The organism is Ruminococcus sp. 1001136sp1 (assembly GCF_039841815.1).
Taxonomy (GTDB): Bacteria; Bacillota; Clostridia; order Lachnospirales; family Lachnospiraceae; genus Blautia_A; species Blautia_A faecis.
In genome coordinates, this window is the sequence record NZ_JBDPGY010000048.1 from 1 (window position 1) to 3,968 (window position 3,968).

The 3,968-nt window shown below is 37.7% G+C and carries 5 protein-coding genes; all 5 read right to left on the reverse strand.

Annotation, left to right across the window (positions count from 1 at the left end; translation table 11 throughout):
• On the reverse strand, positions 1 to 559 hold a 559-nt coding region (locus tag ABHC48_RS20290; RefSeq protein WP_347506043.1), incomplete at its 3' end, for a CDP-alcohol phosphatidyltransferase family protein.
• Positions 522 to 1,613, reverse strand: a complete 1,092-nt coding sequence (locus tag ABHC48_RS20295; RefSeq protein ID WP_005347241.1) for an FUSC family protein — start codon at positions 1,611 to 1,613, stop codon at positions 522 to 524. The genes ABHC48_RS20295 and ABHC48_RS20290, both read right to left, overlap by 38 nt.
• Positions 1,614 to 1,646: 33 nt before the next feature.
• Positions 1,647 to 2,690: a HAMP domain-containing sensor histidine kinase gene (locus ABHC48_RS20300; protein WP_005347239.1), complete on the reverse strand. Its 1,044-nt coding sequence runs from the start codon at positions 2,688 to 2,690 to the stop codon at positions 1,647 to 1,649.
• Positions 2,690 to 3,400 (reverse strand): response regulator transcription factor, encoded by a 711-nt coding sequence (locus ABHC48_RS20305; RefSeq protein ID WP_003693048.1) that lies wholly within the window; start codon positions 3,398 to 3,400, stop codon positions 2,690 to 2,692. The genes ABHC48_RS20300 and ABHC48_RS20305 overlap by 1 nt, the downstream gene beginning before the upstream one ends.
• Positions 3,379 to 3,968 (reverse strand): phospholipase D-like domain-containing protein (locus ABHC48_RS20310; protein ID WP_347506047.1); only part of this gene is annotated, 590 nt, incomplete at its 5' end. The genes ABHC48_RS20310 and ABHC48_RS20305, both read right to left, overlap by 22 nt.

Genomic DNA, 3,968 nt, shown 5'->3' on the forward strand with positions numbered 1-3,968 from the left:
CCTTAAGAGTCCTGGTATTCTGGATAATATACAGAGCGACCGATATGACCATCATTATAGCGCACAAACCAATCAACAGATCTGATACCATCGGTGTAATTTGGAACCATATAATATGCACCGCTGCAGTTCCATATAATAAAAAGGTTACTATCTTTCCATGCCAGTCTGCACCATGTACTTTTCCTGTCTTTCGTATCACAAGACATCCACTGACTACCATATACAGCTCCTTACCTGCCATTATTACGATTAAAAGAAGCATATGCGGAAAACGAGTAAACAGACAGATTAACATCGCTGCCTGTGTCAGCTTATCAGCCACCGGATCAAGTATTTTTCCTAAATTACTAATCCTATGGAATCTTCTTGCGATATATCCATCAGCAAGATCCGTAAGACCAGACAGCAATAAGATTTCACCAGCTAACAGAGGATTTTTCTTTACACAATAACTCCATATAATTACCGGAATCAGACAAAACCGAAAAAAAGAAAGAAGATTAGGAACCGTAATAATTCTATTCAAATTTTCTTCCTGATTCACTTCCCTCTGCATGTACGGTCACCTCACTTTCCTTTTTTTTAGACATAAACCAATAAAATATAACACAAAATGCTAAAGCAAACACAACACCAAAAACATTTTGAATCACTCTAAGACTAACCGCTCCTTGTAGTCCATAAGTCTCTGCAGCAATGGCTAAAGCACCAAATGTGTTAAATACTGCCTGCCAGCCATATTGTGCTGAAAATCCTACACCGATTCCACCAAGAATTCCTATATATGCATAGATTGACGAAGGAAGCAGAAAATATAATACTGTAAAACATATAACACCTGCAATATTTCCGACAATCCTTTTACGGACTCTGTAGTGCATATCTTCCATAAACGGCAAAATCGCGGACATGGCCGCAATACCAGCCCACATTGCACGTGGCATATTACAAAGTTCTGCAATGCAAAGGACAATCGGTACGCATAAAATCTGACATATCTGCCATTTTGTTCTGGAAGAAGTGATATCAAATTCTTGTATCAGATCTTTCAGATTTCTTTTATAAGTTCTGTTTTTATGATTTCGATAAAATACAAAGCAGGTAAGTGCTGCACCTAAAGCCATTCCGACTAATCGCATCTGATAGCTTTTTCCCGTAACATCATAACCATATAGCAGCAGATACCCAAGAACCAATGTAGATTGATTAAACATGAATGGATTATGGCATCCGAACAGAATCAACACAGCCAGTGCCGCAATATTTAACAGCATTCCCAATACCGGTGAAAACTGATTTGCTAAATGCGGACATACAGTCATAATTACAAAGAACAAAGCCAAAAGCATCGTAGATTGTCCGGTGTGGATCCCCAGATCCGCATTTCTAAACACCATGAGACATAATAAGACTACTACACCTACAATGCTGTTCTCATTCCCAAATAGGATGCTGAAAATACTAACAAAGAAAAAACAAAATGCCATTGTAACAGCTATCTTCACCAGATATACCCACATATGATATAATTTTTCTTTTAGTGTTTCACTCTTTTTCAACAGGTTTTTAGAACCTGCCTGATTTAACTGCAACTCCTGATAAAATGTCATATAAATCCTCCCATCTTCTAATTTATCTTAAAACTATATAATCTCATCTTTCTGCTTTGGCAGCTCTATAACAAATCTGCATCCACCATATTCACGGTTTTCTGCTTTGATTGTTCCTCCGGCACTATCTACAATCCGTTTTACAAGTGCAAGACCCAGGCCATTTCCTTCTGCTTTATGAGATCCATCTACCTGATAGAACTTGTCAAATATTCTGGATTTTACATCATCCTCTATTCCTGGTCCTTCATCTTCCAGAATGAACTTAACAGAATCCTGTTCTTGTTTCAGAAACATCGTAATTGTCCCCTTTGAAGGGCTGAACTTAATCGCATTATCCAAAAGATTTATCCAGATATGCATAAAAAGTCCTTCATTCCCAGTATATTTAACTTCCTCCAATTCTACCTGAAAACCAATTTCTTTTTCTGTCCATTTTGTTTCCAATGAAAGAAATGCCTGGCGGATCTGTTCATCCAGACGATATTCTGTTTTTTTCATTGGTATATTCTGATTCTCTAACTTGGATAACAGCAAAATATTACCAACCAATCCGGAAAGTCTTTGGGTGTTAAATAAGATTTTTTCTACATATTCCTCTTGATCCGGAGACAGTTCTTCTCCCTGAAGCAGCATTGTATATCCTTCAATGGCATTAATCGGGGTCTTAAACTCATGAGAAACATTAGATACAAAATCCATCTGCAGCACCTCTGTTGCACGAAGTTCTTTTGTCATAACGTTAAAACTTTGATAAGATTCTCCAACTTCTGCTATACGGCTGTTCGTTTCCAAATGCTGTTCAAAATCTCCCTGAGAAACTTCCTTCATTGCTTTACTAAGTCTGGTAATTGGTTCCAGTAACTTTGCATTAATAAAGGAAGTGATCAGCCCTGCAATCAATGTATTAAAAATCAAAAGCCAGCCAAGCACAGGTATGCTGCCCGGCAGATTAAAAAAATGATTCAAAAAAGCAAATAATAAAGCAGATATGACTGTTGAAAATACAAGTGCCAGCCAGATTGCACCAGTCAGACAGGATCGGATCCGCAATCCTTTTTCTTTCTTTTGTTCCATTATTTTTTCACCACCTTGTATCCAATTCCACGCATTGTTACGATTTCAAAATCCGGGTTATCTTTAAAACGCTCTCTGATTCTTCCTATATGTACCTCTATTGTATGTGGGTCTGCCTCCGTCTCGTATCCCCATACTTCATCCATCAACTGTTGTTTTGTAAATGTTCTGCCTGGCGAAGCTGCAAGCTTATATAAAAGCAGGAATTCTTTTTTAGGCAAAACAAGACTTTCCTTATCAGTTGTAACCGTCATTGCATCATAATCAAACTCTGTTGAACCGATCACAATTTTGTGTTCATTCAGTATCTGTGCACGGCGAAGCAATGCTCCGACTCTTAAAACCATTTCATTCACATTTACCGGTTTTACCATATAATCGTCACTTCCCGAAAGAAATCCCTGGCGCATATCATCAAAGGAACCTTTCGCAGTGATCATAAGCACTGGTATCTGATATCCTGCTGAACGGAGTTCTGACACCAGTTCATAGCCATCCATAACCGGCATCATAATATCAGAAATGATCAGATCAATATATTCCTTATCCAATACTTCTAATGCCTGTGCTCCATCCGATGCACTTTTGACTTGATATCCATTCTTCTCAAGCACTTTTTGGAATAGCTGGCTTAATTCTTTATCATCTTCTACAATCAATATTTGAAACACGTTTTCCTTCCTCCTTATTAAAACAGATACCTTGCCCATCCAAGCAGATGCTGTACCAAAAATATTTTTCTCTGACGTTTCTTTGTTAATTCGATTGGCTCTACATGATATGGATCATTATAAGTTCCGCCTTCTAATATCTGGCGAGACACTTTTTCATATTCCATCATGCCCTCTTCCAACTGTTTATTAATATCTTTACTGCGAATTACAAGCATCAGTTCCGTATCCAGATATGCACTTCTCATGTCCATATTAAAGGAACCGATTACAGACAGATCATCGTCAATCAGAATACTTTTTCCGTGGTATGAATAACCACCTTCATATTCCCAGATATTAATTCCTGTACTTAAGATTCTATTTCTGTTTTTCGCATAATCGGCAGCCCCAAATGGATTCCCATTATTCGCAACTGAATTTGTCATGATAGAAAAATCTGAAACGTTCTCTGCAATCTCTTCCCATGTATTATACATCATATCATTACAGATAATATATGGCGTGTGGATCTTCACACGATTTTTTGCATTTTTCATCAATTCTCCCAACTGATACCACACTACTGGTTCTTTGGAACCTGTGTGAATAGGATTTGACACTAATG